This window comes from Algoriphagus locisalis (assembly GCF_900116615.1).
GTDB lineage: Bacteria > Bacteroidota > Bacteroidia > Cytophagales > Cyclobacteriaceae > Algoriphagus > Algoriphagus locisalis.
This window is the reverse complement of the sequence record NZ_FPBF01000008.1, coordinates 19,764-44,036: the sequence shown is the minus strand read 5'-3', so window position 1 is coordinate 44,036 and position 24,273 is coordinate 19,764. Positions and strand designations below refer to the sequence as shown.

Sequence of the window (24,273 nt, the reverse complement as noted above, 5' to 3'; positions counted from 1 at the left end):
CACCTAAAAATAATAGCAATAGCCGAATAAATCACCCTCTATAAACATCAATGTTTTTACTACTATTTGTAGATTAAATAGTAACTTTGCGGCATAAAAACTAAGTAATTATGAAGCGTACAATTCTATTTTTGATTTTATCCTCATTTTTTGTTATCAACGCCTGTGGCCCTAAGGGACCAAGTGAGAATGAACTCCTTAGAGAAGAGGTCATTGCAGTACATGACGAGGTGATGCCTGAAATGGGCAAACTGAAATCGCTAGAGCGGCAGGCTCTTGAAAAAGTAGATGAGCTCGCAGATCAAACCCCTACAGATTCAACTAAGATTCAGGAATTTAAGGCACTCGCCTACGATCTTAATCATGCTCATGAAGCTATGTTTGCCTGGATGCGTCAATATGAGCCTAAAGATGGTGACCAATCTCCTGAGGAATTAAAGAAATATCTGGATGAGCAGATGGTGCTTGTATCTGAAGTTAATGAAGAAATGAAAGAAGCATTGGCGAAAGCTGATGACCTTCTCAAGTGATCAGAACTCAGGCTTTTTTTGCAGATATTTTTCCACATCATTTGAAGTGATTTTTCCTGCTTTCATTCCCCAGATGTTGTAGAGGTAGGTGCTGATCTGAGAGATTTCCAGTGGAGTCAGTTGCGGGCTGGCGGGCATGGGTTGATTATAGATTTGGCCATTTACTGTGATTTCTCCTTCCTGCCCATGTTTTATTATCCAAACCGTGCGGTGTACGCTTTCTTGGAAATAATCCGAATCTTTAATCGGAGGTATTAGTTTTCCCAGTCCCAATCCGTCGTTTTGATGGCAATTGCCACAGTGATTTTCGTAGATAGTTTTTCCCTCTACGGCATATTTCATCACTTCAGGGTCTTCTATCTGCGAGAGCGTGTTTTCATCATTTGAACCTTTTGGGCTACATGCTACAGCAAAGAGTAAAATGACTAGATACTTTTTCATTCTCCCAAAATCTTTGGAATATCCTTAATCAACTGATCTACTTGATCTGATTTGGTTCCGTCATAAACACCACGAATGTGGCCTTTTTGATCGATAAGGAGGAAAGCGCCAGAGTGTAAAAAACCGCCCGCTTCGTTTTGATCTTCCATAGCCGTGGTCATGTAGCTGGTTTGACCGATCTCGTAGATTTTCTCAGCTTCTCCTGTCAAGAAATTCCATGTTTTGGCATTCTCTATTCCCAGTTTTTGAGCGTAATCTTTCAGTACTTCCTCTGTGTCATGTTTTGGGTCGATCGTGTGACTCAGGATTTTGAAGTTGGGGTTGTTACCAAATTTCTCATAAACCCGAATCATCTCTTTTTTCATGATAGGACAGATGGTGGGGCAAGTTGTGAAAAAGAAGTCTGCGACATAAACTTTGCCGTTGACCGAAGCATTATCGATAGTTTCTCCATCCTGGTTTGTAAAGGAGAAATCAGCAATTTTATGGTAAACTGTATCCTGGACTACTTTTCCATCCACAGTTTTTTCATCCACATGCCAATTTCCAAGTTTTGGAAGAGTCGTATTATTTTCTCCCGCAGGTTTGCATTGAGAAAATAGAATTGGAATCAGGAGTAAAGAAAGAATAGAAAACCTCGTTTTCATATTAATACAATTTATTAGGTAATTAAGCTGTTTTACCAATCGGGTGATAAAAGCAGTAAGTTTCTGGCAATTACTGGCGATGAGGCTACTTCGGTCACCCGTCTTCGGTCTTCCATCTGCCAAATCAACGAAAACATGGATGCCTGCATCATTGCGGATAACCATATTATTTATTTCTAAATTTTTTGTAAAGGCGAATTGCAAGCATCAGCGTGACTCCAAGTGTAATCAAACCTGCCAATCCCCAAACCATGCTCAAGGTGCTTTTCAATACAATCAGGAACACGATGGCGAAGAGAAGAAGGGTAGAAGCCTCATTCCATATCCTCAACTGTGTGGAAGTCCATCTAGTTCGGCCAGCTTGCAGTTCTTTGAATAGTTTGTGGCACCAGCCATGGTAGCAATATAGAAGGAATACGAAACCGAGTTTAGCATGCATAAAAGGCAACTGCAAAAACTCCATGCGATAGGTCAAAACTAAAGTCCCAAAGATCAAAGTGAGCACAGCAGAGGGCCAGGTGATGATATACCATAGCCGGGAAGCCATGAGGTCAAGCTGAGGTTTGAGGATTTTTCCCTCAGATTCTGGACGCTCCATTGCCTCAGTCTGATAAATGAATAATCGAACGATATAAAATAGTCCTGCAAACCAGGTGACTACAAAAATGATGTGAAGTGCTTTGAGGTACTCGAAAGTCATTCTCGGAATTTTCGGCTAAATTAAGGCCTAATCTTTATAACCGCACGAATTTTTGAAAAGCTCTAAAATCATTTTCTGGATTATCGCTCTGATTGTGATGGGTCTTGTAGTTTATATTTCCATGGATTCGCTTACGCAACCAGGAATAGAACGCTTCGAAGGCAAATACAAGGAATTGTCCAGCTATAGAAATGAGAATAACACAGGTCCAGTCGTAAGAGTATATGCTGTAAAAGCACTGGACAATTCTAAGGAATGGATGCGAGAATACGGGGAGTCAATGCCTCATACAAAGTATGGTAGGACTGTAGTTTTCTTTTTCAAAAATGAGATAGATCAGGAAATCAAACTTTCTCCAACAGACCCTTATTTCACCCAAGGATTGCAACCTTATGTGATCGCTACTTACCAAAAGAGTCCTATGGGCGATGTGAGTTTTACTGATGGTTACCCAAAATGAGAAAACGCTTCACGCTTCAGGAATACAAAATAGGAGTTCTTTCAGGCGATAGAACAAAGCTCAGCCAAGCCATTACTTTGGCTGAAAGTTCGCTGGAAAGTGACTTGGCCTTGGCTTCAGATTTGGTTCAGGAGATTTTGCCTCATACCGGAAAGTCCATCAGAATTGGGATCACAGGTGTTCCTGGAGTTGGGAAAAGCACATTTATTGAATCTTTTGGACAGATGCTCGTTGATTCTGGGAAATCAGTAGCCGTTTTAGCAGTAGATCCTTCCAGTCAAAAAAGCAAAGGAAGTATTCTTGGCGATAAAACACGGATGGAAAAGCTCGCCGGAAATAAGCGCGCTTTTATCCGCCCAAGTCCAACGGGAAGTACCTTAGGTGGCGTGAGTTCCAAAACAAGAGAAGCAATGTTACTTTGCGAAGCGGCTGGTTTTGATGTGATTTTGATCGAAACGGTGGGAGTGGGACAATCTGAAACAGCTGTGAAGAGCATGGTGGATTTCTTTCTTTTGCTGATGCTAGCTGGTGCAGGCGATGAGCTGCAGGGAATCAAAAAAGGAATAATGGAAATGGCAGATGGGGTCGTCATCCACAAGTCTGACGGAGATAATCTGGCCAATGCCAAAAGGGCGAAGTCATCCTATGAAAATGCACTTCATCTTTTTCCATTGGGAGACAATAAATGGTCTGCTCCCGTATTGATAGCCTCTTCCTTGACTAAAGACGGGTTGAGCAATACTTGGGAAATGATCCAAAAGTATAAAGACCAAACTCAGCGGTCTGGTTTTTGGGAGTCAAACCGAGCTAAGCAAAGACTGAGTTGGCTGGATGAAAATCTACAATTCTTACTTGGTAAATTCTTTTTGGACCATCCGCAAGTGAAGAAGATGCTCACCAAAAATCGAACACGAGTTGAAAATGGAGAGCTCAGCCCTTTGTCTTTGGCGAGAGATTTGATCACTACTTTTTTTCAATCCAACCAAAATCATAAATGAAATACCTGCTAATTATATCTGTATTCCTATGTGTAGCTTGTAGCAAACCAGCGGAAGTTGAAGAGCAAATAGCGGAGGATATTAGTTTCAGTACAAAAACCTTTACTTCCGAAAGGTGTATTGATGACAATTGTGCCAAGGTTGAATTGAGTTGGCCAATCGCTGAAAATGTACCGGCGGCTTCTACAATTAATGAAGAAATAGGTCGTCAATTACTTGCTTACTTTCAACAGGATAAAACCTATGATAACCTTGATTCTGCTGCGAATGATTATTTGGATTCCTACGAGGAGTTTAAAATTGATTTCCCTGATGCCCCTGGAGGTTGGGCGATAGAAGTTAAGGTTGAGAAAAGCTACGAATCAGACAGTACTTTGAGTTTTAAATTCAGCGGATACGATTTCTCTGGGGGAGCTCATCCAAATTCCAGTGTTTATTATATGAATTTCGATAAGCAGACTGGCGAGTATTTAAGTGTGGATCGAGTGGTTTTGGATCAGGGTGAAATGCTGGAATTGGCTGAAGCTGCTTTCAGAAAATATCATGATGTGGAGGAAGGTGTAGAACTTAAAGATGATGGTAGGTTCTTCTTACCTGAATCGGGTTTCTTTCTTCCAAATGCTATAGGATATGAGGGTGATACTTTGCATCTGACTTACATTCCGTATGAGATTGGTCCGTATGCTATGGGATATACAGAGCTGGTTTTTCCAATACAGGAAGTCAATGATTTAGTAAGGCAGTAAACTACAAGATAAATTCCCTGAAATTTTCTCTGTGGATCAATTTGTACTCAGAGCTGTATGTTTCTTCGAAGGCGGATGGAATTGAAAATTTCGCGTTAGGATTCCATTTGAATTCATAAGCATTCAATTTCCCGTTTTTTTCTTCCAGATAATCCAACTCCTGTTGATTTTTTGTGCGCCAAAAATAGCTGTTCACTTTTGTGCCAGAATATTCTAAATACTTTAGCCTTTCAGCCATTAGGAAATTTTCCCAAAGCGCTCCAATATCATTTCTTAAGGCAAGTGGTTGAAGGTTTTTGATTAGTGCATTCCGGACTCCGTTATCGTAGAAATAGATTTTTTTATTCATCTTTATTTCCTTTCGCAGATTACGGCTGAAAGTTCCTAATCTATAAATCACGTACGCTTGCTCGAGCAGATCAATGTAACTAATGACAGTTTTGACATCCACTTGTAGAGATCTGGAAAGCTCATTGTAGGAAACCTCACTACCCATCTGAAAGGCCAAAAGTTGCAGAAGTCGATAAATCACATCCTGCTTTTTGATGACTCCCAAAGCAAGCACATCTTTATAGAGATAGCTCTCTGTGAGTTCATACAAAAGTGTTTCTTGGTCACTTATATTGGTGATGATTTCTGGGTAAAATCCATAAACTAGGCGGTTTGGTAAGTCCTGCTCCGCCGCTACATATCCTGTTGTTTGCTCGAATTCCTTCCAGCTGATGGGATAGAGATGAAATGTAACTTTCCTGCCAGTAAGCGGCTCCTGAGTCAATCCTGATAGTTCGAATGAAGAGGATCCGCTTAGAATTAAATGCACTTCTGGCATTTGATCGTGGATTATTTTCGCTGTGATTCCAATATTCTCGATGCGTTGGGCTTCATCGATGAATACGTACTTGTAGTCGCCGACAATTGATTTGATTTGCATTGTATTCGGAGTGTCCAGCAACCTCCTTGTGGTAGGGTCATCACCATCGAGGAATAGATAGTTTTTTCCAGCTAGCAAATCATAGATAAGCGTAGTTTTCCCAACTTGCCGAGGTCCTATCAGCAATATGACCTTCCTGTTTTGTAGCTGATCAGAAAGGTTTTGAAAATGAATCCTATTAAACTTCATACCCAAATATAGACTTTTATGGAGTTTAATCCACAAAAATCCGTCCTTTTATGGAATACGATCCACAAAAATCCGTCGTTTTATGGATTTGAAATTATGGAAATCAACTTTCAAACCAAAAAAGCCGATGAGAAACCAATCCCAACGGCTTTTTAATGTTGAATATCCAATATCGAATGCAGAATAATGAAGTAGTAAAACCTAATAAACCAAGAACCCGGATGGCCCTCTACCTGCCTCAAAAGTTTTGATCACAGAACCACTTTCAGAAAGAACTGTCACAGTACCGTTGCCTTGGAAGCCATTTGAATTAGAGACGTAAATCTGATCCCGCTCGTCGTCGAAGCCAATGCCATAGAACCCTGATCCTGTCATTAATTCCGTAACAGTCGCAGCGTTTCCTTCTATGTCAATACTCACCACGGCATCATTGTAATCCGGCCAGCCTGAGCTGGTCAAAACATACATTTCATCGTCTCCATCGAATGCAATTCTGCTGGTAGCGTTTGCCACCGGTACAGTGTAAGAAGTGCCTAGAGTTAGGCTGCTCAGATTTACAGTATAGAAAATCACCTCATCGGCTGCCACTGCATATACCCAAAGAACCCCGTCTTCAGCATAGAACTGCCGAGGTGAAGCTTCCAGGTCAAGGGTCGTAACTACAGCTTCCTGAGTGGCATCGATAATTTCGATTTTGTTTTCTTCAGAACCAGCTACAATGATGTAATTGCCATGAGCGAAAAGGTCTTCAGGTTTGTTTGAAACTTCGATTTTCTTAGAAACTACTCCACCGTCAAGACCATTTACCACTGCTATATAGGAATCTGGAGTTCCGTAATTATCGTCATAAGGGCCATAATCACTGATAAAAAGTTTGCTTCCATTTACAGCCAGAGATCTCGGCTGGTCCAGATCGGCTACCACAGCACCTGAACTTTTGAAATCCCCTGGGTTAACGATTTCTACCTTGCCGGTATTTGCTACCAAATACAATCTGTCAGCTTCAAGGACCATGTCTTCCAATAAACCTGCAAATGGGCGTGCATTTTCTGCTTCAAAAATATTTGGAAGAAGCTCCTGAGTATTTGGGTTTAAGTGATAGACTTCTCCATCATTTGTCCCGAAGTTTCCTTCATTCATGATCAAAATGCCGGATTCGTACTTGCCCAATGGCTTTTCATCTCCACTGTCGGAGCAGGCAAAAGAGATAGAAATCAAGGCTGAAGCCCAGAGAAATTGTTTTAAGTTCATAATAGTATGGATAAGTTAAATTGAAAAGATCTTCCTGGCATGGCTCGTAGATAGAGCACTTGGTAGTCGGTGTCGAGAATATTGTTGATTTGAAAACTGAGTGGAAAACGGATTTCGCCAAGTTGAAGACCGCTGTAGCCAAGTCCCAAATTGTATAGCTGATAAGAAGGTATCAGGCGCGGGTTATCCGCCGTGACTGATCGTTCGCCCACGTAAAATGTGCTCGCAAAGGCCGAAAAGTCCTGTATCTCTACTCTGATTTTGGCGTTAGCCTGATGCTGTGGAGAGTAAGGCAATTGCTTGCCTACCGATTGGTCATTTTCATCCACGGCTTCCGAGGTGATGGCCTTGGAGAACGTGTAGGAAGTGGTTAACTCCCAGTTCCACATTCCAAACTTTCCATCTAAATTTCCCTGATATTCTACACCTTGGTTACTGACTTTCTTGATGTTTTCCGGAGTCCAGAAACTTCCTTTTGGCAGCCAAATGATCCAATTATCCACGGACATTTTGTAGTAAGTCAAGCTTTGCTTCCAGTTGAGATTTCCTGTTTTATTCCAAGTCAGGGCAATTTCTCCGCTTAGGCTTTCTTCAGGAAGCAACTCTGGATTACCGCCTGGATTCCAGAAACGATCATTCAATGTTGGGACTTTGAAGCCTTTTCCGAGGGAAGTTTTAAGTTGCAAGGACTGAGAGTTTCTGTTCCAAAAGCTCCAATCCATTCCAAGGTTGGGAGTGAAGGGAGCAAAAGTGCCATCGTAAACCAATTGCCTAAGGTTTAATGCAAATGAGAGCTTTTCAGAGGGAGAGAAGTTTGTGCTTTGATACAACTCAATTCGATTATCCTCAGCTTGATATGTGCTGAGATCACCTTTGGTCAGCGTATATCTGGCTCCAAGTTTTGAAGTCCATTTGGTGGAAATCTCCTGATCCCAATCACCAGCAAGGAAATATTGAGTGCTGTTGTTTTGACTCGAATTGAACAGTTGCTCATTTCTTACAAAACCCGTTTTCAGGTTCCAGATCGATTTTTCCTCAAAATGGAAGTAGTCAATTACTGCCCGAAAAGCTTGATCTTCCTGTTCATCTTCCGTGTTTGAGCCGATGACAGGTTGAACTTCCCGGTTGGTTTTATTCCACCAGAAAGCTGTTTTCAATTGGTTGTTGTCGTTCAGATTCCAAGCCAGATCTTGCACGATCCCGATCTGCTCAAATTGCGCATGATCTTCTTTTACTTCCGGTGTACCAAATTGTCCCAAGTCTTTGTAGGGAAAGTTATTCTTTGCAAACTCCCTGTAGATTTTCGTTTTGCTGCTGAAGTTAGAGGTAGAAAACCCAGCATAAGCTGAAGAATTAAACAATCCAAAACTTCCGATCTGCTGGCTGATTCCAGCATGAAACCCTTTGCCGAATTCGCTTTCAGTACCCAAATGAACAGATCCTCCGATGGCTTCATTTCCGAAAAGCGCTCCTGCATTGCCGAACTGCAAACTCACTTGGTCTATGGCGGAAACAGGTAAAATAGACAAGTCACTTTGCCCGAGTGAGGGACTGTTGATGGGTAAGCCATTCCAAAAAACCGCCGTATGACCTGCCGAAGTACCGCGAAAAGATGGGGAGGCGATCATTCCTGCTCCGTATTGCCTCACGAAAACCGGCGATTGCTCTTGCAAAATATCTCCAAGAGATCTTCCCTGGAAGTCCTGCAAATCCTTTTTTGACCAGCTGATAACTTTTTGCCCTTGGGCAAATCGATCCAAAGCCGGCGCATAGACTTCCACCTCAGCCAGAGGAATCGTATCCTGACTGATCGGGCTAAAGCCCACAAAAGAGTAAACCCACAAGAGCAAAGTCATGCCTGATCGAATTAGTTTAAATCCGATTCGGGCTTGAAGAGAAAGGGGAAGAAGGAATCGGAACCGCGAAATGCGGCTCGGGTACGTTCTTCGTCGCTTTTCCTCCGAAAGCACAGAATCAAAAGAAACGGGCAGGTCTCCTGGCTTACCTAAATTTGCCGCCTTCTCATCCCGAATTGGTTTCGGAACAATGGCATGGTTGACAAATCTGCGGAAAAATCCGCTCGGTTTACAGTTGCGGGGACAGCTTTGGTTTTACACCAAATTCCCTTTTAATCCCAAGAGCTCAGTTGCGAGATTGGGAACCTATTTCGGCTGCAAAAGTAGATCGGGAAAGCTTAGAAAAAAAATCTGTTTAGAGACAAATTTTGGAAGTGGCGAAAACCCGAGCTTATTTTGGGCTTCAATATCTCCAATTATTTCTGTGAAAAACCATCGAATTAGTTTCTTTTTTTCTTTACTATTTTTGTCCGTAATCATCTCTTTTTCAGGGTGTAAAGAGAAAGTGGGCAAGAGTGAAGACACGCTAGAAAAATTAGACATAAGCTATGCGTCTGGCTTTACTATTTTTAAAGGTGAAAACTTTTGGAAGGTAGAAGTGACTCAGCCATGGACTGGTGCAGATAGAATTTTTTCCTATTTGGTTTTGAAAGAAAATGCTGAAAAACCTGCCGGAGAATTCGATGCAATCATTCAGCTCCCGGTAGAAAAAGTCATCCTGACTTCGACTACTCATATTCCGCATTTAGACATGTTGAACAGCACTGAAAAGTTGATTGGTTTTCCAAATCTGAATTTGATTTCTTCAGACAAAACTTGGCAACATATTGATGCTGGAAAAGTGGTTGAATTAGGAGCTGGACCTTCAGCAAATACAGAAATGGTGATTGATTTGGCTCCGGATTGGATCATGATTTCTACGCTGGGAGATGATCTGAAGTACTTGGATTTACTGGCTCAAGCCGAGATTCCCGCAGTAATCAATGGAGAATATGTGGAGCAGCATCCGCTAGGAAGAGCTGAGTGGATTAAGTTTACAGGGGTGATGTTAGGGAAATATGAGGAATCGAAAATAGCTTTTGAGCAGGTGGAAAAAGACTATTTGGAAGCTGAGAAACTGAGTGATTCGATTGTTGATTCGCTTCGGCCTACTGTGCTGAGCGGGGTGCTTTATCAGGATATTTGGTATGCCCCAGGAAGTGAAAGTTGGGGGGCGAAGATCCTACAAAATGCTGGTGGCGACTATATTTTCTCCCATCAAAAAGGAACCGGCTCTGCACAGTTGAATTATGAATATGTGCTTGAAAATGCACTGGAAGCTGATTTCTGGATAGGATCCGCTGATTTTCAAGACTTGGAAACTATGGGGAATGCAGAGCCTCGGTACAAAGCCTTTAATTCATTTAAATCTGGAAATGTGTTCTCTTATACCCAGAAAAGAGGTAGAGCAGGAGGGTTGGAGTATTTTGAGTTGGGCTACATGCGACCGGATTTGATTCTAAAAGATTTGATCAAAATCCTTCATCCTGATTTACTTCCAGCGTATGAGTTGTATTTTTATCAACAACTCCATGCAAAAAAATAGTCCATTTCTTCTTCTCTCGGCCGCGTTGGTTCTGCTGCTTTTCAGTTTTCTACTAAATGTCAGTTTGGGATCCGTGTCTATTTCATCAAGCGAAATTCTGAATGGGATTTTCACTGGAGAATGGACTAAGGCGTCACGTGAGCAGATTATTTTGAACTACAGAATTCCAAAAGCTCTGGTCGCAATTCTTGCAGGAATAGGACTCAGCATCAGTGGTTTGCAGATGCAGACTTTTTTCAGGAATCCATTAGCAGGACCGTTTGTATTGGGGATTAGTTCAGGCGCGGGGCTTGGGGTGGCGATTTTGATGCTTGCTGGTTCTGCTTTTGGACTAGCTGCTTTTGGTGGGGCGATTAATCCTTGGGCTATCGCCATTGCAGGGACGTTGGGTGCTAGTTTGGTATTGCTGTCCGTGAGTTTAGTTGCTTGGAAAGTGAAAGACAGTATGACGCTTTTGATTGTGGGATTGATGTTTGGATCGGCAGTTTCGGCTGTGATATCTGTTCTTTCTTATTTTTCAGGAGCGGAAGCATTGAAGCTTTTTACCATTTGGTCCATGGGAAGTCTAGGCGGATTGGTTTGGGATCAGGTTTGGGTGTTAGGTTTGGTGATTGTTATCGGAATCGTACCCGTGATCGCCTCAGTCAAATCTTATAATGGAATGCTGCTGGGCGAGAGCTATGCAAAAAGTATGGGGATTAACCCTGACCGCTTGCGATGGTTGATGATTCTCAGCACAGGTTTGTTGGCTGGAAGTGTTACTGCATTTTGCGGACCGATTGCTTTTATAGGGATTGCTGTGCCACATTTGGCTAGAATTGTCTGGAAAACCTCTGACCATAGAATCCTGTTTCCAGCTTCAGCTTTGATAGGAGCAAGTTTGTTGCTTTTATGTGATGCTGTGGGTCAGCTTCCTGGTTCCGCACAGACGTTACCGATAAATGCCGTGACTTCGCTCGTAGGAGCTCCAATAGTGATCGGTTTGGTGCTTCGCAAAAATTTCAGTAAAGAATTCTAGGCTATGGGGAAAGCATCAATCATCGGTAGAAATCTTAGCCTTGGATATGCTAAAGGAAGAATAAGGAAGGAGATTCTGAATGGACTTGATTTTGAGCTTTTTTCCGGCGAATTGACCTGTTTGCTTGGCCCAAATGGAGTAGGGAAATCAACTCTTGTGAAGGCTGTTTTAGGTCAATTGAAGCCTTTCCGTGGTGAAGTTTTGCTCCATAGAAAACCTATTTCTGAGTATTCAAATGAGGAATTAGCAAAAGAACTTTCAGTGGTTTTGACTGAGCCATTTTTGCCGGGAAATATGACCGTAGGGCAATTGGTAGCTATGGGTAGAATTCCCCATACAGGTTGGACAGGAAAGCTGGAGGAAAAGGATAAGCAAGTCGTTCAAAATGCACTTGCAGCTACGAAAATAGAATACTTACGTGATGAAAGACTTTCTGAAATCAGTGATGGTCAGCGACAAAAAGCGTTAATAGCTCGAGCGCTGGCTCAGGATGGAAAAGTAATGGTATTGGATGAACCTACCGCACATTTGGATCTGGTGAATCGCTACGAAATCATGCATTTGCTCCGTGAAATCGCAAAGACTCAAGGAAAGTCCATCCTCGTCGTAACCCATGACTTGGAAATCGCATTGGAGACTGCCGATCGATTTTGGTTATTAAATTGTGGAACTCCACTGATTTCTGGTTTGCCGGAGGATTTGGTGATTTCAGGCCAAATCAATCAATTATTGCCTGGAAAGAAATTCCATTTTAGTGTGGAAAAGGGAAGGATCGAATCTAAGAATGAAGAGCTGAAAATTGAAATTTCCGGTCCCAAAATTCTGGTTTCTTGGATTTCAAAAGCTCTTGAAAAAGCTGGAATCAAGGAATTGTCCGGAACAATAGAAGTAAGTGAGGATCCATTTTCTATAAGTTATAAAGGAGTAGTTTATAGCCGGGTTGAGGAGTTTATTGTGGCTAATCTTTGAGGTCTTTTTTTTGACCTCGAAGGTTTAATTTTTTCTTAAAATTTCGAATGATGAATGCCCAATGATGAATTTCGAAGTATCGGATACTAACCGCTTCCTAAATTAATCTAAAAGTCCAAAATAGCCTTTACCTTACTTCTGAGTTCAGCAATCTCCTGTTGGCCTAGACTACCAATCCTTTCTAAAAATCTTCGATTATCCAATGCTCTGACTTGATCAATAAGAATCTCAGAGTTTTTTTCTAAACCATATTTCCCTTCAGAAATACGGGTTCGAAGAATATTTCTCTTTAGAGTAAGTTTTGTCGTAAGAGGGCAAACTAAAGTGGAAGGGTGATCAACCTGATTGAGGAGATTTGTTTGAATGACTACCACTGTGCGAATCTTACCTGGCTCAGTTCCTTTTGAGGGGTTTAAGTTCGCAAGCCAGATTTCATATTGCTTCATCTTCCTCGATTAAAGCATCAAATTCAGCGATGATTTCAGTTGAACTTTCTTTTGATAGTTTAGAAGCGAACGCAAATTCGCTACTTAGTTTTTTGCGCTTTTGATAGTTGTTGTAAAATTCAAGAGCCTGATTGATATACCTATTTCTGGCAACTTTTCTATCCTTAATGATTGCCTCCGTTTCTTCGAAGATTTCTTTGTCTAGTTTTAAAGAGAGCGTTTTCATATTTCCGAGTATATACTATAAATATATACTTTTTTCTGAAAGTTCATTTATGATGAGTCAATTTTCAAAATCGCCTTACATTAAAAACCTCCTGCAAATCTCACACTTACCTATTAATTACACAATGGGGGTATGATTGAAGGATCTTTTGCCTATATTTTGAGTTGAAATTAAACCCCGACTTACTTTTGAACTTATATGTTATTTGAACTGATCCGACTGGAATTCCTAAAAAGTTTCCGATCTACATCCTTTGCCAAAAGCGTAATGGTTGCCATTTTCCTTGGTTTTCTGGCCATTATGCTACTAGGATATTTACTATTGGCAGGGATATTCTTGGGAAGGATTTTAGGTGAACTGGCTGAAGGACAGGATCCTATTGAGGTTCTGAATTCAGGCTTAATTTTCTTTTTTCTGGTGGAATTTATGTACAGATATTTTCTGCAGAAACTTCCTGTAATAGAGCTTGAAAGCCTGCTTCATCTGCCAATTTCCAAAAAGAAAATAATGCATATGCTACTTGGGAGATCGTTTTTCTCACCGTTAAGCATTATTGCATTGATACTGTTTGCTCCCTTTGCGTTCACAGAGATTTCCATTCAATATGTAGTTGCAGGAGCCATATCCTGGTTGGGAACTCTCCTGTTTATCAGCTGGACCTTGCATTGGTTTATGCTTTGGTTCAAGCAGCGATTTGAAGATAGTTTGATCGGAGTTATTATCGTATTTATAGTATTACTCTTGGGTGGAGGCTCTACTTATATGGGTTGGTTTAACCTAGGTGAGCTTGTCGCGCCATTTTTCACATTCGCCATGAGTAGTTTTTTACCATTGGCGATCATGTTGATTTTATGTTTTGTAGGGTATTACATGGCATTCTCTTACTATCTCAATAATGCCTATTTGGAAGATTTGGCCAAAGAGGAAGAGGTTCGATTTGTGAATCAATCGGTTGGATTCTTTTCCAGATTCGGAATGGCCGGGGAGCTTGCGGACTTAGAATGGAAGCTGATAATCCGACATAAAAAGAGCCGTACCTTTTTGATGCTAAGTGCGTTTTTCTTGCTTTACGGAACCATTTTCTACGATAATCCAGAATATCAAGATGGTCCAATGCAGAACATCTTTATTTTCGTCGGTGTATTTATTACAGGAATTTTTATGATTCAGTATGGGCAGCTTTTCTTAAGTTGGAACTCTGGTTATTTTGATTTTTTCCTTAGCCGACGAGATGGAGTGAAAAATTTGGTGAGAGGTAAATATCTACTCCTGTTATCCATCTCCTTATTGTGTTTTTTGCTGTCTATTCCCTATGTCTATTATGGATGGTCGTTTCTATTGATTCACCTAGCTACTTTCCTGTTTAATGCTGGGATTATGATTCATTTGATCATTTACCTGGCTCTTTGGAAACCAAAACCTATGGATCTCAATAAGGGTGCAATGTTCAATTATGAGGGAGTTGGAGCAGCTCAGTTTTTGATGATTATACCTATGATGGTCGCACCCTATTTGATTTATTTGCCATTTGCAATGCTGTTTAATTTCTATGCTGGATTGGCAGCGCTGAGCACTGTGGGTATCATAGGGATTATTTTCTTCAATAAGCTTTCAACTATTAATATTAATCGGGTTTTAGACAACCGATACGAAATTTCATCTTCATTCCGTCAAGAGTTATGATCCAAGTTACAGACCTTAAAAAACAATACAAAGAAGTAGTTGTACTCGATGTTGAGAGACTCGATATTCCAAAATCAGAATGTTTTGGTTTGGTGGGAAACAATGGTGCAGGGAAAACGACCTTATTTAGGATTATGCTCGATCTTGTCCGTGCTTCGCAGGGCAAAGTGGAAATCGATTCTAGGGATGTGAGCAAAACTGAAGAATGGAAAAGAACCACAGGCGCATATTTGGACGAGCACATGTTGTTGTCTTACCTGACTGCGGATGAGTATTTTCAGACGCTTCGCAAAATCTATGGACTTTCCGAGGCTGATTTGCAACTTCACTTGAGCAAGTTTACCGAGCTATTCAATGATGAGATAGTTGGGAAAAAGAAGTACATCCGTGATCTCTCGAAGGGTAATCTGAAAAAAGTAGGAATCGCAGCAGCACTAATGGGTAATCCAGAAGTAGTTTTTCTGGATGAACCTTTTGAGAATTTAGATCCAAGTTCTCAGATCCGATTGAAGAAATTGATTCTTCAGGAGAAACAAGGTTCTCAGGTTACTTTTTTGATATCCAGTCATGACCTTACCCACGTGACAGAGATCTGTGATCGCATCGTGCTACTAGAGAAAGGGAAGATTATCAATGATCTGAGGGATAAATCTGCGATGCTAGCTGAGTTGGATGCTTATTTCACAGGGTGAGAAAGAGTCTTATGTGTCCATTGTTTCCTGTAAAATGAACATAAGATAGGGAAATCCACTTTTGCTGGACATGTTTAGCTAACGTGTCCATTTTATTTATAAATATGGACATGTTGTCAAAATGTGTCCATTTGGTGAACATGTTTTAGCCATGTGTCCAATATTTTGAGAAATATGGACATATTCTTGGGTTTGTGTTTATATTTTTAATAAATTTGGACATGAGAAACTTTTAGTCCTATGCCCTACGACCGGAATTTGCCTTATAATGATTTGCCTCTACTTCCACCTTCCAAGGCAGTAGAGGAAGATATCGCAATCTTGAAAAAATTGGTCACGGCATCACGAGCTCTGGCTTCGGTGAATGCAAGTGTTCTTCGCTTGCCAAATCCAACCATGCTAGTGAACACGATTGCACTTCAGGAAGCAAAAAGTTCTACTGCGATTGAAAATATTTTTACCACAGAAGATGAGTTGTACAAGGCCGTTTCTGACTTGATTCAGGAGGAAAGAGCGGATTCTGCAACCAAGGAAGTGTTACGATATCGAGAGGCACTTTGGGAAGGATACACAACGATGAAAGGTAAAAGTAGTATTAACCAGGATGTGATCTTGGGGGTATTTCGAGAAGTGAAGGATACAAGTGCTGGTTTTCGGTCACCTGCCACACAAACTATCATTAAGAGAGGAAACAGTGAATTTCGGTCTGGTGAGACGATTTATACTCCGCCAAGAGGAGAGCAATTGCTTCAGGATTTTGTAGGAAACTGGATAGAATACCTGAGTGATGACGAGGGTTTTCCGACAGATCCTCTTCTGAAAATGTGCATTTCTCATTATCAATTTGAGGCCATTCACCCCTTTGCAGATGGAAATGGAAGGACTGGCAGGATTTTGAACCAACTTTATCTTGTGAATAGAAACCTTCTTGATCTTCCTGTGCTGTATCTATCCAAATACATTATCGTCCACAAGGAAGACTATTACTATCACCTTGGGGCAGTTACACAGCGCGGCGATTGGAAGTCCTGGATCTTGTATATGCTGGAAGCTGTGGAGAAGACTTCGATTTTGACTGAGGATTTGATCCGTCAGATAATTGTTCAGATGGAAGCTACTTTAGCCCATGGAAAGGCAAAAATCAAATGGTATTCTAAAGAAGTCAATGAGCTGATTTTTTCACAACCTTATCTCAAATCCAAGACACTTGGCGAGTTGATGGGAGTTAGTTCAAGAACGACTTTGACGAAATATTTTTCAGAGTTGATCGAAGCAAAGATTCTGTTTCCGAAAAAAGACGGAAAGGAAGTGTATTACGTGAATGAAGAACTAGTCAGGATTTTAGGAGATTAAAAAAGTCCCTCCGAACGTTCAGAGGGACTTTTGAAATTGCTATCCACACCATTAAGTGGATAGACGTTCAACCTTTAATCAACCAATTTTATTTCCATCCACCACCAAGAGCTTGGTAAATATTTACGGTGGCATTCATTTGTTTCATTTTTGTCTCGATCAATTCAAATTTGGATTCTAGGGCATCTCGCTGCGTCAATAAAACCTCCATGTAGTCAGCTCTTGCAGAGTTGAATAGCTCATTGGAAATATCTACTGACTGATTGAGCGCATCTACTTCCTGCGACTTTAAGTCATAGGTTTGCTCTAAGTTTTTGATGTTTGAAAGCTGGTTTGCCACTTCTACATAAGCATTCAATATCGTTTGCTCGTAGTTGTAGATAGCTTGGATCTGCTTGGAATTAGCAGTTAAATACCTTGCCTTGATCGCATTCCTGTTTATCAGTGGAGCCACTAGCTCTCCAGCTAATGAATAAATCAATGACTGTGGCGTATTAAATAGATAGCTAGGGTTAAATGCATTGAATCCAAGGCCTGCACTGATCTCCAGGGAAGGGTAGAAGTCAGCTTTAGCTACTTGAATGTCAATCTTGGACGCTGCCAATTCAAGTTCAGCTTGTCTGATGTCAGGTCGGTTTGCCAAAAGCTGAGAAGGTATGCCCTCATGGATAGTGTCAGGAATCAAGTCAGCAAAAACTGCAGAATTTCGTTCTACTTTCTGAGGGAATCTGCCTACTAGGAAGTTAATTCTATTTTCGGCTTCTATGATTTCCTGCTCTATGCCGTATTGAAGGCTTTTGGTGTTCAGAACTTGTGCTTGAAATCTACGAACAGCCAATTCCGTCACTCTAGCAGCATCTTTCTGATATTTTACGATCTCAAAGGCATTGTTTTGAATTTCAATGTTTTGCTTAACGATAGCAAGTTCATTGTCCAGTGCTAGTAACTCATAATAGGAATTGGCTATCTCCGAAATCAGATTGGTCACCATGAAGTTTTTGCCTTCCACACTTGCCAAATATCTGGTCAATGCTGATTTTTTAGCATTTCTAAGTTTGTGCCAAATATCGACTTCCCAGGTAGCAAATGCTCCCAGCATATAATCTTGAAGAGGATCAGGGATTTCTTTACCCGGCTTGATGTCTGTATTGGCATCATTAGCACCTTGGCTAGTGTATCTACCCACTTTGTCCACACCTGCCGCTGCGCCTATATTCACAGAAGGCAAGATTTCACCTTTACGAACTCTTACTTCGTTTTGCGCGATCTGAATTTCCTGCAAAGTGATATTCAATTCCTGATTGTTGCTCAAAGCAGTGTCGATCAGGGCTTTGAGATTTGGATCAGTGAAATACTCTTGCCAAGTGACCTCAGCAGCAGTATTTGTAGTATCCTGAGAGCCATTATAGCTCTCAGGTGTTACGTTATTTACGTCTTTTTGTATTAGCTCCGGAGTTTTGCAACTAGATACAGCTAGTATTAGAGATGCGGTTCCCAGGCATATATATATGGTTCTCTTAAGCATGTGAGTGTTGTTTTTGTTCGGAAAGGGGAGATTCATCTTCATTTTTGATCAGGTGTCGACCATCTGCCAAATTTCCAAATATGAAGTACAAGCCAGGTACTATGATTACCCCGAAAATGGTCCCGAATAGCATACCACCAAGCGCTGATGCACCTATAGTATGGTTACCAATTGCACCTGCACCTGAAGCAACTATCAATGGAATCAAACCTGCGATAAAGGCAAATGAAGTCATCAGAATAGGTCGGAAACGAACTTTGGCGCCTTCGATGGCTGCTTCCAATATGCTTAATCCTTCCTGTCGTTTCTGTACGGCAAATTCCACAATCAACACGGCATTTTTACCTAAAAGACCAACCAACATGATCAGACCAATCTGAGCATAAATATCATTATCAAGCCCCATCATCTTCAGTAAGAAGAAGGAACCGAATACCCCGGCCGGGAGCGAGAACACTACGGCAAGCGGAATGATAAAGCTTTCATATTGCGCTGCCAGTACAAAGTACACGAACACCAGTACTATTAGGAATACATAAAGCGCTTCATTTCCTCTGTTGGATTCGTCATAGGAAAGTCCTTCCCAGGCAATGTCATATCCTTTAGGTAATGTTTGCGCAGAGACTTCTGTGATCGCCTGTATCGCATCAGCTGTGGTATATCCTTCAGCCGGAAGGCCCCGGATAGATGAGGAATTGTACATATTGAAACGAGTTACCTCATTAGGCCCCTGAGTTTTCTTCATTGTCATGAAAGCTGAGTAAGGAACCATTTCACCGGCTTCATTCTTCACAAAGAGGTTCAAGACATCTGAAGGAAGTCTTCTAAACGATGGATCTGATTGCACATATACTTTGAAGAATCTACCAAACCGTATGAAGCCCTGCTCGTAGGTGCTACCGATAAGAATGTTCAGGTTTTCCATGGCATCTCCGATAGAAACGCCTTTTTGCATCGCCTTATCATTATCTATTTCTAATTCATATTGAGGATAGTTGGCAGCGAAGAAGGTAAACAAGCCGGTAATTTCAGGACGTGCACTAAGATCATCCATGAACTTCTGATTGATCTTGTCAAAGTCCTGATAATCAGTTGTAGTAGTCTTGTCCAATAGTCGTAAGGAGAAACCTCCGGATGAACCAAAACCAGGAATAGCAGGTGGTTCGAAGAATTCCACGACGGCACCAAGGCCTTTTGATTCTTCTTCCAATTCCTCCATGATCTCCTTCACCGTATGCTTACGATCTCCCCAAGGCTTCAAGTTGATCAAACAGGTACCAGCATTGGAACCACGACCTTCTGTCATGATCTCATATCCTGCCAATGATGAAACTGATTCAACACCATCGATTTCCTCACATATTTTTTGAAGTTTCTGAGAAACCTGATTTGTACGCTCAAGAGTAGATCCAGGAGGGGTTTGGATAATAGCATAGATGGTTCCCTGATCCTCACTTGGGATAAAGCCTGCAGGTAAGATCTCATTTTCGAAAACAATACCAGCTCCAAATAGTAGCAGAATGCCAAATGTGAGCCATCTGCGGCTTACCATGGATCTAAGCAACTGTACATATTTGCCAGTCAGCTTATCAAAACCACTGTTGAATCCGTCCAATGCTTTGGTTAGGATATTTCTCTTCTTCTCTTTTCCATGGTGATTTTTCAACAGCATAGCGCAAAGAACAGGTGTCAGCGTCAAGGCAATGATCGCAGAAATCACAATTGAACTGGCCATAGTAATGGAGAACTGCCGGTAGAAAGTACCCACTGGTCCACTCATAAAGGAGATAGGCAAGAATACCGAAACCATTACCGCGGTGATGGCGATGATCGCACCTGAAATTTCACCAAGTACTCTTTTTACAGCTTGATAAGGAGATAGATGAGGCATTTCCTCCATCTTGGCATGGACCGCTTCCACCACTACAATCGCATCATCGACCACAATACCAATAGCAAGTACTAAGGCAAAAAGCGTGATGATGTTGATCGAGAGTCCAAATAACTGTAGCACGAAGAAGGCACCTATCAGCGATACTGGCACGGCAATGATCGGAATCAATGTCGATCGCCAGTCGCCCAAGAAGACAAATACAACTAACGCCACTAGGATAAATGCATCCCGCAACGTATGAATTACCTGTTCGGTAGATGCATCCAAGAATCGGGATACGTCATAACTGATGCTGTAATCCATTCCCGGAGGAAATGAAGCTTTCATCGTTTCCAGTTGTGCTTTTACCTCTTCGATTACATCACTGGCATTACTACCATAGTTTTGCTTCAATACAATCGCCGCAGATGGATTTCCATCCAGATTAGAGTAAATATCAAAGAATTCACTGCCTAATTCTGTTCTGGCTATATCCTTCAAGTGTATACTTTCACCATCGGAATTAGCTCTGATGATGATGTTATCATACTCTTCAGGCTTACTGAATCGGCCTTTGTAGGTCAATACATATTCCAGCGATTGTGCTTCAATACCAGAGCTTTGTCCGATTCTGCCCGGGCGGCCTACGATACTCTGCTCTTGCATGGCTTCCATTACCTCATCTACTGAGATATTGTAAGCTCGCATACGATCAGGATTCAGCCATACACGCATCGCGTAAGTACGGCTACCTAATATTTGAGATCGTGCTACCCCTTTGATCCTGTTGATTTCAGGGATCATATTCACGTTGGCGTAATTGTACAGGAATTTTTCATCCATGTTTTCGCTCTTGGAATACAGGTTGACATACATCAACATACTCGGCTGTATAGGAGTGATTACCACACCTTCCCGTTGTACAAGTTCGGGTAGAAGAGGCATTACCTGATCCACCCTCGTCTTCACACGTATTACAGCCTGATTGGGGTCCGTGCCCGGTTCGAAGATGATGTTGATCGTAGCTTCACCTGCACTGGTAGCATCGGTTGCCATGTACCTCATATCCTGCACACCGTTGATTGCGTTTTCCAACGTAATCAAGGTGGACTTCACAAGTACATCGGCACTTGAACCTGGGAAGGCTATGAAAATACTTACCGTAGTAGGGGCAATAGGAGGGAACTGAGATATAGGTAGTTGCTTGATGGATAGCGAGCCTATAAATACAATAATAATCGATATGACTATCGCGAGGACTGGTCTTTTTATGAATGTGCTAAACATTGTGGTTTCTGGTTTTATGAGAGATTTGACTACTCTGCATATAAGTCTAACTGAGACAATGCTGTGTGCGGATCTACAAAATCATAGTGTATCTCCTCGTTTTCTCTTACCAGACGCAAACCTTCCAGAAGGATTTTGTCACCCTTCTCCAAACCTGCCGAAATCACATAGATGTGAGGTATTTCGGCTGCAATGGTTACTTCTCTGGAGCGGATTTTATTTTCTTCATCCACTACATAGACATACTTTTTCTCCAAAACTTCGAATGTTGTTTTCTGAGGAATCAATAAGGCATCCTTCAATGGAATGCTCATTTCAACATTGCCAGTTTCCCCATGTCTTAACAGACCATCTGGATTAGGAAATGTTGCTCTGAATGCGATGTTGCCAGTTTCATTATTGAAGTCTGCTTCAATAGTTTCCACTACACCAGGATATTTGAAGTATTTGTTGTTTGCCAGTAGTAGGTTCACAATGACATCATCATCACTTTTTACTTCAGCTTTATATTCTAGGTATTCTGCTTCAGGCACATTGTAGTAAACCCACATTTTGCTGTTGTCCGAAAACTCAGATAGTAATTCGCCTTCATCTAAAAGGCTACCTTCCCTTACTAAGAACCGCCCAATGATGCCATCAAATGGTGCTCGGATCTCAGTGAATTGTAAGTGAACTTCAGCAAGAGCAAGCTCTGCTTTTGCCTTGGCCAATTTAGCCTTTGCCATAGCCAGCTCATTTGGCGCAACAATATTTCTATCTGCGAGCGTTTTGGTGTTTTGATATTCGATCTCTGCAAAATCTACTTCTGCAGCAGCACTTTGCTGCTCTGCTTCATACAGCTTAGGCATGATTTTAAACATGATCTGGCCTTTTTTTACAAATTGACCTTCATCTACATAGATCTTTTGAAGGTAGCCTCTTTCCTGAGCGCGTAGCTCGATATGTTGTATAGAATGTATTTGGGATACGTAATCTTTGGTGATCAATGTATCCATGGTGAGAGGACTAGTTACCTGAAAGGTGGCTTCCTCTTCGTGATGTTCTTCTCCATGTGAGTTACAGCTTGTGATCCACAAGGTACCGCACAGGCTCAAGAGCATGAGAATTTGATTTTTCATATGAATTTAATTTGTCTTTAAAAGGCCTTAAAGCCTGGCCCGATTTTTCTTCGGGAGAATTTCGCATGGCTCAAAATCATACTAGTGTAGGATCATTGAGGCATACTCGATTTCAAAGGATGATTTAATAAAAACGATATCTTTTTCCGGGTGATTTTGGGTAGTTGTGTATAGGAAAATACACGGAACCCGTTGAGCATCAAGAGCTCTTTAGCTAATGCTTCTAGGGGTTAAATAAGAAAAGGGGAGTTCTAGGCAAAAGTGTTTTTCTGCCTCAAAAAAGTAGTATTATATTCTAAATACCTGGATGACTACATGTTTACGAAGTTCACCTGTATTTGGAATAAACTTGCTGAAATGCAAGTCGTGTGAAAAGTCTTGGAAAAGAAAACCAAAAATCCGGGTAAAGAAAATTGCGCTAAAGTGCGCGCTATCTAAAAAATCATGATTTGTGACAAACTCATCTTCTTTTTCTTCTTCTTCGACTTTCGAATTGTTGACAGTAAAAATGCTAGTACCGTGCTCCTTGGAAGCGGAAAAAGAGAGAGGATGTTGCTGAGTATTGTTGATTCCTACAACTGTCTCAAAAGAGCCTTCGTAGCCATCGATAGCATTATCAGTATCAACACTGGCATAGATTGCACTATACCCACTTGATATGAGAATACTTAACGATAATAAGAATCTAACTAGATACTTTGCCATTTGGTCACAAACTTATGTAGGACATTGGTGATTGTCAAGTGGAGTGAAGTAAATATTCTTTCGACCACTCTCTTAAGATTTTTCAATAGAATAAATGGTGACCTATTGCAATACTTTTAACTACATCAGCTTAAACCAAGTGAATAGATTTTTAGTTTTTTTAGAGTTTGATTTATTTTGACAGATTCAGTTTCCAAATGTATTTTTAATTTGAGAAACGCTAAGGATGAATTTTTAATGGTATTCACACTAAATCTTAGGTGAAAAAAATGTCGGATACCGTTTATTTGAAGATTTTTACTAACCTATCGGTTTGCAGACAAGAAATGGCTGGTGTTGAATACTGTTGGGGGATAGAGTTTTGGTATTTAGCTACAACTCATTGGTTTTTGTGGCATTAAATACCTTTCAATGTGATGATAGCGTGTCTCTTATATTTTGGTAAGATTATTTAAATGAAAAAAAATATTGAATTTCTTCTATTATTTAGTTGGTTACCCCTTAATCAAAGAAGATTTTTTTTACATTAGTGATATTGAATCCTAGTCACAAAATATAGAGAATTTTAGTTGACTTGAGTTCAATCGAATGGGTATCTTAGAGCTAGTTTTTATTAATTTGTTGAAAATGAGATTAGTAGCTTTTTTAATTAATTGTTTAGGCACTTAAAAATGGCATTTATCCAAATTAGATTAAAATAGCTTTGACGATTTAGTAAGAATCTTGACATAATTTAAAGGGTTGATTTCTGTGATATTTTTAAAAAAAGTATATGGCAACATATTTACCTTGTTCAATTGATGTTTTTCAAAGACTACTTTTTGCTTTTTGCAATGTAAACAGGCTAAATGCAGCTATTAAAACATTTTGTTTTCTCTATTTGAGCCCTAAGCAATTTTCAGTATTGAGTTGCGCTCTTTCATCCCTATTTAGAATTAGAGAGGAAGTGCCTAGTCATATCAGTTCATCCGGCAAGTGTCTAGAGCTAGTTGGATCTACTTTGCAAGTGGGCAGTTGGGTGTCTAATGCTTCCTTCATTTTAAT

22 protein-coding genes and 1 riboswitch are annotated in these 24,273 nt (G+C 40.9%); of the genes, 10 read left to right on the top strand and 12 right to left on the bottom strand.

Annotation, left to right across the window (positions count from 1 at the left end):
- Positions 1-110 precede the first annotated feature (110 nt).
- Positions 111-530, top strand: coding sequence for a hypothetical protein (locus BM386_RS19360; protein WP_091697274.1), 420 nt, complete (start codon positions 111-113; stop codon positions 528-530).
- On the opposite strand, the gene BM386_RS19355 is transcribed toward BM386_RS19360, so the two are convergent.
- From BM386_RS19355 to BM386_RS19345, 3 genes are all read right to left on the bottom strand, one after another.
- Positions 531-971 (bottom strand): c-type cytochrome, encoded by a 441-nt coding sequence (locus BM386_RS19355; RefSeq protein ID WP_091697272.1) that lies wholly within the window; start codon positions 969-971, stop codon positions 531-533.
- Positions 968-1,618: an SCO family protein gene (locus tag BM386_RS19350; RefSeq protein ID WP_091697617.1), complete on the bottom strand. Its 651-nt coding sequence runs from the start codon at positions 1,616-1,618 to the stop codon at positions 968-970. Before BM386_RS19350 ends, BM386_RS19355 begins: the two co-directional genes overlap by 4 nt.
- A gap of 166 nt (positions 1,619-1,784) precedes the next feature.
- On the bottom strand, positions 1,785-2,318 hold the full coding sequence (locus tag BM386_RS19345; RefSeq protein ID WP_091697270.1) for a CopD family protein: 534 nt from the start codon (positions 2,316-2,318) through the stop codon (positions 1,785-1,787).
- A 52-nt stretch (positions 2,319-2,370) separates the two neighbouring features.
- On the opposite strand from BM386_RS19345, the gene BM386_RS19340 reads away from it, so the two are divergent.
- From BM386_RS19340 to BM386_RS19330, 3 genes are read left to right on the top strand one after another with little or no spacing between them, the layout of a single operon-like run.
- Positions 2,371-2,778 (top strand): hypothetical protein, encoded by a 408-nt coding sequence (locus BM386_RS19340; RefSeq protein ID WP_139235951.1) that lies wholly within the window; start codon positions 2,371-2,373, stop codon positions 2,776-2,778.
- Positions 2,775-3,776: a methylmalonyl Co-A mutase-associated GTPase MeaB gene (gene meaB / locus BM386_RS19335; protein ID WP_091697267.1), complete on the top strand. Its 1,002-nt coding sequence runs from the start codon at positions 2,775-2,777 to the stop codon at positions 3,774-3,776. The genes BM386_RS19340 and meaB overlap by 4 nt, the downstream gene beginning before the upstream one ends.
- A complete protein-coding gene (locus tag BM386_RS19330) occupies positions 3,773-4,522 on the top strand; it encodes a DUF3298 and DUF4163 domain-containing protein (protein ID WP_091697265.1) in 750 nt (249 codons plus the stop codon). Before meaB ends, BM386_RS19330 begins: the two co-directional genes overlap by 4 nt.
- A 1-nt stretch (position 4,523) precedes the next feature.
- Here the strand turns inward: BM386_RS19330 and BM386_RS19325 are convergent, their stop codons facing one another.
- The 3 genes from BM386_RS19325 to BM386_RS19315 all read right to left on the bottom strand — a co-directional run bounded on the left by BM386_RS19325 (position 4,524) and on the right by BM386_RS19315 (position 8,749).
- Positions 4,524-5,642, bottom strand: coding sequence for an ATP-binding protein (locus BM386_RS19325; protein WP_091697263.1), 1,119 nt, complete (start codon positions 5,640-5,642; stop codon positions 4,524-4,526).
- Between the two features lie 201 nt (positions 5,643-5,843).
- Positions 5,844-6,893 (bottom strand): YncE family protein, encoded by a 1,050-nt coding sequence (locus BM386_RS19320; protein ID WP_091697261.1) that lies wholly within the window; start codon positions 6,891-6,893, stop codon positions 5,844-5,846.
- Entirely contained in the window at positions 6,890-8,749 is a 1,860-nt protein-coding gene (locus BM386_RS19315; RefSeq protein WP_091697259.1) for a TonB-dependent receptor, read from the bottom strand. The genes BM386_RS19320 and BM386_RS19315 overlap by 4 nt, the downstream gene beginning before the upstream one ends.
- A 113-nt stretch (positions 8,750-8,862) precedes the next feature.
- Positions 8,863-9,074, bottom strand: a riboswitch (cobalamin riboswitch).
- A gap of 141 nt (positions 9,075-9,215) precedes the next feature.
- Here BM386_RS19315 and BM386_RS19310 point away from each other — a divergent pair.
- The 3 genes from BM386_RS19310 to BM386_RS19300 are packed head-to-tail and all read left to right on the top strand — an operon-like array spanning position 9,216 to position 12,321.
- The gene (locus BM386_RS19310) at positions 9,216-10,334 is read left to right on the top strand and encodes an ABC transporter substrate-binding protein (RefSeq protein WP_244545570.1); all 1,119 of its coding nucleotides are present in this window, start codon (positions 9,216-9,218) and stop codon (positions 10,332-10,334) included.
- Entirely contained in the window at positions 10,321-11,352 is a 1,032-nt protein-coding gene (locus BM386_RS19305; RefSeq protein WP_091697258.1) for an iron ABC transporter permease, read from the top strand. The genes BM386_RS19310 and BM386_RS19305 overlap by 14 nt, the downstream gene beginning before the upstream one ends.
- Positions 11,353-11,355: 3 nt before the next feature.
- Positions 11,356-12,321: an ABC transporter ATP-binding protein gene (locus BM386_RS19300; RefSeq protein ID WP_091697256.1), complete on the top strand. Its 966-nt coding sequence runs from the start codon at positions 11,356-11,358 to the stop codon at positions 12,319-12,321.
- 107 nt (positions 12,322-12,428) lie between these two features.
- On the opposite strand, the gene BM386_RS19295 is transcribed toward BM386_RS19300, so the two are convergent.
- Positions 12,429-12,767: a type II toxin-antitoxin system PemK/MazF family toxin gene (locus BM386_RS19295; RefSeq protein ID WP_091697255.1), complete on the bottom strand. Its 339-nt coding sequence runs from the start codon at positions 12,765-12,767 to the stop codon at positions 12,429-12,431.
- Positions 12,754-12,993, bottom strand: a complete 240-nt coding sequence (locus tag BM386_RS19290; protein ID WP_091697253.1) for a hypothetical protein — start codon at positions 12,991-12,993, stop codon at positions 12,754-12,756. The genes BM386_RS19295 and BM386_RS19290 overlap by 14 nt, the downstream gene beginning before the upstream one ends.
- Positions 12,994-13,191: 198 nt before the next feature.
- On the opposite strand from BM386_RS19290, the gene BM386_RS19285 reads away from it, so the two are divergent.
- The 3 genes from BM386_RS19285 to BM386_RS19275 all read left to right on the top strand — a co-directional run bounded on the left by BM386_RS19285 (position 13,192) and on the right by BM386_RS19275 (position 16,721).
- Positions 13,192-14,676 carry a DUF5687 family protein gene (locus BM386_RS19285; RefSeq protein ID WP_091697251.1) on the top strand — a complete coding sequence of 495 codons (1,485 nt, stop codon included), beginning with the start codon at positions 13,192-13,194 and terminating at the stop codon, positions 14,674-14,676.
- Positions 14,673-15,368, top strand: a complete 696-nt coding sequence (locus tag BM386_RS19280) for an ABC transporter ATP-binding protein (protein ID WP_091697250.1) — start codon at positions 14,673-14,675, stop codon at positions 15,366-15,368. Before BM386_RS19285 ends, BM386_RS19280 begins: the two co-directional genes overlap by 4 nt.
- Before the next feature lie 240 nt (positions 15,369-15,608).
- Positions 15,609-16,721: a Fic family protein gene (locus tag BM386_RS19275; RefSeq protein WP_091697248.1), complete on the top strand. Its 1,113-nt coding sequence runs from the start codon at positions 15,609-15,611 to the stop codon at positions 16,719-16,721.
- Between the two features lie 88 nt (positions 16,722-16,809).
- Here the strand turns inward: BM386_RS19275 and BM386_RS19270 are convergent, their stop codons facing one another.
- From BM386_RS19270 to BM386_RS19255, 4 genes are all read right to left on the bottom strand, one after another.
- On the bottom strand, positions 16,810-18,246 hold the full coding sequence (locus BM386_RS19270) for a TolC family protein (protein WP_091697247.1): 1,437 nt from the start codon (positions 18,244-18,246) through the stop codon (positions 16,810-16,812).
- Positions 18,239-21,406, bottom strand: coding sequence for an efflux RND transporter permease subunit (locus BM386_RS19265; RefSeq protein WP_091697245.1), 3,168 nt, complete (start codon positions 21,404-21,406; stop codon positions 18,239-18,241). The genes BM386_RS19270 and BM386_RS19265 overlap by 8 nt, the downstream gene beginning before the upstream one ends.
- 29 nt (positions 21,407-21,435) lie before the next feature.
- The gene (locus BM386_RS19260; RefSeq protein WP_091697244.1) at positions 21,436-22,524 is read right to left on the bottom strand and encodes an efflux RND transporter periplasmic adaptor subunit; all 1,089 of its coding nucleotides are present in this window, start codon (positions 22,522-22,524) and stop codon (positions 21,436-21,438) included.
- 288 nt (positions 22,525-22,812) lie between these two features.
- Positions 22,813-23,229 (bottom strand): hypothetical protein, encoded by a 417-nt coding sequence (locus tag BM386_RS19255; protein ID WP_091697242.1) that lies wholly within the window; start codon positions 23,227-23,229, stop codon positions 22,813-22,815.
- Positions 23,230-24,273: the final 1,044 nt, after the last annotated feature.

Bases quoted from the DNA above. Each gene is read 5' to 3' on its own strand.
- BM386_RS19360 (WP_091697274.1), top strand. From the start codon at position 111: ATGAAGCGTACAATTCTATTTTTGATTTTATCCTCATTTTTTGTTATC.
- BM386_RS19355 (WP_091697272.1), bottom strand. From the start codon at position 971: ATGAAAAAGTATCTAGTCATTTTACTCTTTGCTGTAGCATGTAGCCCA.
- BM386_RS19350 (WP_091697617.1), bottom strand. From the start codon at position 1,618: ATGAAAACGAGGTTTTCTATTCTTTCTTTACTCCTGATTCCAATTCTA.
- BM386_RS19345 (WP_091697270.1), bottom strand. From the start codon at position 2,318: ATGACTTTCGAGTACCTCAAAGCACTTCACATCATTTTTGTAGTCACC.
- meaB (WP_091697267.1), top strand. From the start codon at position 2,775: ATGAGAAAACGCTTCACGCTTCAGGAATACAAAATAGGAGTTCTTTCA.
- BM386_RS19330 (WP_091697265.1), top strand. From the start codon at position 3,773: ATGAAATACCTGCTAATTATATCTGTATTCCTATGTGTAGCTTGTAGC.
- BM386_RS19325 (WP_091697263.1), bottom strand. From the start codon at position 5,642: ATGAAGTTTAATAGGATTCATTTTCAAAACCTTTCTGATCAGCTACAA.
- BM386_RS19320 (WP_091697261.1), bottom strand. From the start codon at position 6,893: ATGAACTTAAAACAATTTCTCTGGGCTTCAGCCTTGATTTCTATCTCT.
- BM386_RS19315 (WP_091697259.1), bottom strand. From the start codon at position 8,749: ATGACTTTGCTCTTGTGGGTTTACTCTTTTGTGGGCTTTAGCCCGATC.
- BM386_RS19305 (WP_091697258.1), top strand. From the start codon at position 10,321: ATGCAAAAAAATAGTCCATTTCTTCTTCTCTCGGCCGCGTTGGTTCTG.
- BM386_RS19300 (WP_091697256.1), top strand. From the start codon at position 11,356: ATGGGGAAAGCATCAATCATCGGTAGAAATCTTAGCCTTGGATATGCT.
- BM386_RS19295 (WP_091697255.1), bottom strand. From the start codon at position 12,767: ATGAAGCAATATGAAATCTGGCTTGCGAACTTAAACCCCTCAAAAGGA.
- BM386_RS19290 (WP_091697253.1), bottom strand. From the start codon at position 12,993: ATGAAAACGCTCTCTTTAAAACTAGACAAAGAAATCTTCGAAGAAACG.
- BM386_RS19285 (WP_091697251.1), top strand. From the start codon at position 13,192: ATGTTATTTGAACTGATCCGACTGGAATTCCTAAAAAGTTTCCGATCT.
- BM386_RS19280 (WP_091697250.1), top strand. From the start codon at position 14,673: ATGATCCAAGTTACAGACCTTAAAAAACAATACAAAGAAGTAGTTGTA.
- BM386_RS19275 (WP_091697248.1), top strand. From the start codon at position 15,609: ATGCCCTACGACCGGAATTTGCCTTATAATGATTTGCCTCTACTTCCA.
- BM386_RS19270 (WP_091697247.1), bottom strand. From the start codon at position 18,246: ATGCTTAAGAGAACCATATATATATGCCTGGGAACCGCATCTCTAATA.
- BM386_RS19265 (WP_091697245.1), bottom strand. From the start codon at position 21,406: ATGTTTAGCACATTCATAAAAAGACCAGTCCTCGCGATAGTCATATCG.
- BM386_RS19260 (WP_091697244.1), bottom strand. From the start codon at position 22,524: ATGAAAAATCAAATTCTCATGCTCTTGAGCCTGTGCGGTACCTTGTGG.
- BM386_RS19255 (WP_091697242.1), bottom strand. From the start codon at position 23,229: ATGGCAAAGTATCTAGTTAGATTCTTATTATCGTTAAGTATTCTCATA.